The sequence below is a fragment of the Actinoalloteichus spitiensis RMV-1378 genome (assembly GCF_000239155.1).
Lineage (GTDB): Bacteria > Actinomycetota > Actinomycetes > Mycobacteriales > Pseudonocardiaceae > Actinoalloteichus_B > Actinoalloteichus_B spitiensis.
Window position 1 is genome coordinate 1 of record NZ_AGVX02000118.1, and the last position, 4,564, is coordinate 4,564.

Sequence of the window (4,564 nt, forward strand, 5' to 3'; positions counted from 1 at the left end):
CCCACCATGTCGGTGGCGGCCCGCAGCCCCAGTGTTCGCAGGTCGCGGGCGGCGAGGCTGGAGGCGTAGCCCTCGTTGCAGAAGACGACGACCGGGCGGTCGGCCACCACCCCGGGGAGCCGGTGCTGGCCCTCGGGGTCCAGCCGCCACTCCAGCACGATGCGTTCCACCACGACGGCCCTCGGGATCTCGCCCTCCGCCCGGCGGTTGGCCATCGGCCGGATGTCCACCAGCAACCCGCCTCCCGTGCGCAGGCGCTCGACCCGCGCCGGTTCCAACCGGTCCAGCCCGGCCCGGGCCGCCTTCAGGAACTCCTCGACGCTCAACGCCGGCTCATTTCCCGAGCACGCTGGCATGGACGGCGCGGAGGGGCGCGGGCGCGAGGACGCCGGGGGAGCGGCTCGGCTCCTCCGAGGCCGTCGACCGTCGTGCCGGCGCGGGGAGGGCCGCGATCCGGTCGGGGATGTCGGCCAGGCTCCGGTACTCGCGGGTGGGGACGAGCGGCGGTGAGTAGGCGTGGACGGTGACCGCGTCACGGGCGCCCGTGTTGCGCACCTGGTGCGCGCGCCCGGCCCCGAAGCCGAGGGCGTCCCCGACACGGCGGGTCGCGGCCCGTACCGGCCCCTTCGGGTACCGGTAGTCCTCCCGCACCTCCCCGGCGAGCACGGTGAAGGAGCCCGCCGCCCCGCCGTGGTCGTGGGGTTCGGTGCCCTGGCCCGGCATCCAGGTCAGCAGCCACACCTCCACGCCCTCGGTCAGCGCGAGCCGCGCCCACCAGCGTTGGGCCGGCACGTACCTGGCGAGGCGCAGCAGTGGGGCGGCCAGGTCGAGGGCCGTCGAGCGGGTGAGGTCGCGGAGTTCCCCCGCCGACCACCGGAGGCGGTCCGGGCGCAGGAGTCGCCGGAACGCCGGGACGTCCAACGCCTCGTGGACGTCGACCTCGCCGGGTGCGGGTGGTGCGGCGGCCGGGTCGGCCGTGCCGGTGCCGTTCGGGCTGGTGGCGTCGGGGTCGGTGGCGTCTGGGCTGGTGGCGTCGATGACCCGGGTGGTGGCGGGGTCGGTGGGGGACGGATGCGGCCGGTTCGCGCTGGTGCCCGCCGCATTGGTCGGGGAGGGCGCGGCGGCTGTCGTGGTGGTCGGAGCGGACATGGCGGTACTCCTGGGGCTGGGCGTGGACGGGGCGCGAGGCAGACGCGACACACCGGCCGCGCTGTCCGCGCGGCAGCCGACGAACCCTGGTGCTGACCTCGGGAACGGGAGGAGGCGCGGTCCGGGGTGGACCACCCGGCGCGGGTGGGATGAGGAACCCGGACGCCCGATCGACGAGTCGGGCGGTGGACGTCAGCCGGTGGGGCGCGTCCCCCTACACACCGCGGACGCGACCAGGAGCAGGTCGACGGGGCGGTCCCGCCACATCAGCTTGGCGCCGGTCACGCCCGCAGTCTTCCAGCGGGCGTGGACTCGGAACAGTGGTCGCGCCACGGCGCCCACCAGGCGGGAAATCTTCCCCTGAACAGGCGAATATCCGCTGGAAAGGGGGATGTTGCCTACCGGGCGTCGCGCCATGCTCGCCTCGTCCTGGTCGAACGGGTGGGCAGTGCTGCGGTCGTGTCGTCGGATCGGGCGCGGAACCACTGCCTGTGGCGCGTATTCGTTGAGAGACCAGGCCGCGTTGCCGGAACTCGCACCCGGCGAGCGGGGGACGGGGTGCGGTCGCCGCGTCCGCGCCGGGCATCGCACTGCCGGCACGACGCCCACCGCGCTCACCCGTTCCGGTCCGAAGGCGGGTTCTGGGGATGGCGAGCGGCCCGCCGGTCGTGGTGGACGGCCCGGCGGGCACCTCGGTGTCGTGGCGGGTCGTCGCCTATCGCATCTCCCCGGACTGTTGCAAACGCGCGGTTACGCGGAAGCAGTGATGCGCGCCACGCTCACGCCGCCGTCCCAGGCCGAGTCCTGGGTACAGATCCGGCTAGCCCGACAACGTGTGTTGGAGACCGCGCGCTGCACGTTCGTCCTCGACGAAAGCGTTCTCGCGCGGCCGGCGGGACCCGCAATCATGGCTGAGCAGCTGACGCACATAGCGGAGGTAGCCGAGGCAGGTCAGGGCCGCCGTGCACGTGCTGCCGTACACAGCGGGCCTGACTATCGCGCAGAACGGCGGCTGGTTCCTCATCACCCCGCGCGCAACGGCCGCCTCGTCGTGCACCTTGAGCACTACCGTGCTGCGGTCTTCGTCTTTGCGGAGGGCGACGTGGCGGCCTACGTCGCTGCGACGGATAACCTGATCTCCGCGTGCGCCGACCCCGCCGCCTCACTGGGGATGGTGCGGGAGTACGCAGCCCGACACGCGGCAGAGGAGCAGCCATGATCAGCAATTGGAAGAAGTCGACGCGGTCCGGCCAGCAGACAGCCTGTGTCGAGGTGGGGTCAATGCCTGACCTGGTCGGCATCCGGGATACCAAGAACCGCGACGGCGGAACCCTCCTTGTCGACCCGTCCGCCTTCGCGGCCTTGGTCGACGCCGTCAAGGCGGACCGCCTGCGCTGAAGTCCTACCAGCCCTCGACTCCGTGCCGGGGGCTGTGCTGTGTTCCGAGGCGTTCTACTCCATCCGTGAGGATGCGGCGCAGCAGCACGATCGGCTTACGAGGTCGCGACGGCTAGTGTTGTGACTGCGAGTTTCGAGCATCTATGCGAGCGGATTCTGTCGGCGCGCTGGACCCCCCAACTCGTCGCGGGATCTGATCACAAGTCATGCGAACACTCACAGAGGAGCATCATGACCACGACCACACTGGCAGGCTGGCGGAAGTCACGCCGCAGCGATGCAAACTCCAATTGCGTTGAGATCGGCAGCGCGCCTGGCGTCGTTGGCATCCGCGACACGAAGAACCGCGCGGGTGGCACCCTCGTCGTCGACCGGCCGGTCTTCGCGGCGTTGGTCGATGCCGTCAAGGCTGATCGCCTTCGCTGACAGTCCCAGCAGCCCCCGACTCCGCGCGCAGCTCTGTCTCCCCGGCCACCCATCCGTGAGAACGTCCCCTGCATCGGGTCGGCTTGTGGGGTCGCGGCGGTAGTGCCGTGACTGCGACTCTTGATCCGTCGGCCTCGGTTGAGGTCGTCGAGAAGTGCCGTGCCAGGCACGCAGAGGAACAACGGTGTTCACGTGGCGGAAGCGATACGACACCAGGAGCACCATGAAGATCACGCCGCTGCGCGTAGACCTCATCCCACAGATCCTCGCGCTCATGGACCGCGGGGCGCCCTACGTCAGGGCGCGCACTGCCTCCGACTACTGGCTCTACGCCACCCTGTTCTCCTCCACATGCCCCACCGCCCTCATCAACGATGAACTCGTCGGAGCGGTCATCGCTTTTCGCAGCCAGGACGCCCCGAGCGAGGTCTACATCCAGGACGTCATGACCCATCCCGGCCACCGCCGAGCCGGCATCGCCCAGTCCCTGATCGGCCACGTCCGCGACCAGGCAACCGCCTGGAACTGCACACGGATCTACCTCACCTCCGAACCCGAGAACACGGCCGCACAAGCCACGTGGGAATCGATGGGCTTCTCCAACGCCGGCGGCGATCGCATCGTCAACGGGGTCCCCGTCATCGCCAACTTCAAGGGCCCCGGCAAGGACCGTGCCGTCTACCAGCTCTCGATCTGACCGGTTCAGGAGAACGTTGCTGTCAGGCTCACCACGCCGCGATCCCTCATCCGCACCGCGACCCCGACACGCCGCAGGCCGACCAGTCGTTGCGCGGAGGCAGTCCCCAACCAGCGGGTTGTACGAGGCCTCCGGTCCCCTTGGTGCCAGGGACGCGGAGGAGTAACCGTGTTCATGTGGCGGACGAGCACGCGCAGCGGCGTGCAGGCCAACTGCGTCGAGATCGGTACGGCAGCGAGCGTGGTCGTCGGCATCCGGGACACCAAGAACCGGGACGGCGGAACACTCCTCCTCCCCCGGACTGCCTTCGCCGCGTTGGTCGACGCCGTCAAGGCCGATCGTCTGCGCTGACAGTCCCAGCAGCCCCCCGACTCCGGGCCGGGGGGCTGTGCTGGTGCCCCGAGGGGTTCTCGTCCCATCCGTAGGAACACGGCGTGCGGCGCGGTCGCACGGAGAGGGCACCCCAACCCCCACATGTCGCCAGCGTGCCCGGCACCGGCGGACAACGCCGGAGCGGCACACGGGTGCGTGGGGCGGAGGAGGACCTCCGCCCCACGTGGACTACCGCCGGGTGCCGTGCCCGGAGTCGGGCTCTGAGCCGAGAGGGCCGAAGTCGAGCGGGGCACCCGCGGGCCCGACGTCCTCCGGACCACCAGGTCCGAACTCGCCCGGCCCCACGCCGGTCGGTCCGAAACGACCCTGCCCGAACCCACCCGGCCCGAAACGACCCGGCCCGAACCCGTCCGGCTCGAATCCGGCCGCCGGGCTGGCGCCGGGAACGGGACCCGGAGCAGTGGAGGGATGAGCGGCCGGCGGCGAGGTGTGCGGGGCGGGGGCCGCCCACCCGGCCGGCGGTGGCGCGGGAGCCGGTGACCACGAACCCGGTGGCGGCCC

7 protein-coding genes are annotated in these 4,564 nt (G+C 71.3%); 5 read left to right on the forward strand and 2 right to left on the reverse strand.

The window, feature by feature from the left end:
- Together ACTIDRAF_RS0206195 and ACTIDRAF_RS32555 are read right to left on the reverse strand one after the other, a co-directional pair.
- Positions 1-326 (reverse strand): rhodanese-like domain-containing protein (locus ACTIDRAF_RS0206195; protein ID WP_016697857.1); only part of this gene is annotated, 326 nt, incomplete at its 3' end.
- Between the two features lie 7 nt (positions 327-333).
- Positions 334-1,149 (reverse strand): cysteine dioxygenase, encoded by an 816-nt coding sequence (locus tag ACTIDRAF_RS32555; protein WP_016697858.1) that lies wholly within the window; start codon positions 1,147-1,149, stop codon positions 334-336.
- A gap of 415 nt (positions 1,150-1,564) precedes the next feature.
- Here ACTIDRAF_RS32555 and ACTIDRAF_RS35250 point away from each other — a divergent pair, with 415 nt between their 5' ends.
- The 5 genes from ACTIDRAF_RS35250 (at position 1,565) to ACTIDRAF_RS0206230 (ending at position 4,021) form a co-directional block, all read left to right on the forward strand.
- Positions 1,565-2,368 (forward strand): DUF5753 domain-containing protein, encoded by an 804-nt coding sequence (locus ACTIDRAF_RS35250; protein ID WP_280956866.1) that lies wholly within the window; start codon positions 1,565-1,567, stop codon positions 2,366-2,368.
- The gene (locus ACTIDRAF_RS0206215; RefSeq protein WP_016697861.1) at positions 2,365-2,547 is read left to right on the forward strand and encodes a DUF397 domain-containing protein; all 183 of its coding nucleotides are present in this window, start codon (positions 2,365-2,367) and stop codon (positions 2,545-2,547) included. Before ACTIDRAF_RS35250 ends, ACTIDRAF_RS0206215 begins: the two co-directional genes overlap by 4 nt.
- A 231-nt stretch (positions 2,548-2,778) precedes the next feature.
- Entirely contained in the window at positions 2,779-2,973 is a 195-nt protein-coding gene (locus ACTIDRAF_RS32560) for a DUF397 domain-containing protein (protein ID WP_035291266.1), read from the forward strand.
- A gap of 184 nt (positions 2,974-3,157) precedes the next feature.
- Positions 3,158-3,670, forward strand: coding sequence for a GNAT family N-acetyltransferase (locus ACTIDRAF_RS0206225; RefSeq protein ID WP_016697862.1), 513 nt, complete (start codon positions 3,158-3,160; stop codon positions 3,668-3,670).
- 174 nt (positions 3,671-3,844) lie between these two features.
- Positions 3,845-4,021, forward strand: coding sequence for a DUF397 domain-containing protein (locus ACTIDRAF_RS0206230; RefSeq protein ID WP_085944817.1), 177 nt, complete (start codon positions 3,845-3,847; stop codon positions 4,019-4,021).
- Positions 4,022-4,564 lie beyond the last annotated feature (543 nt).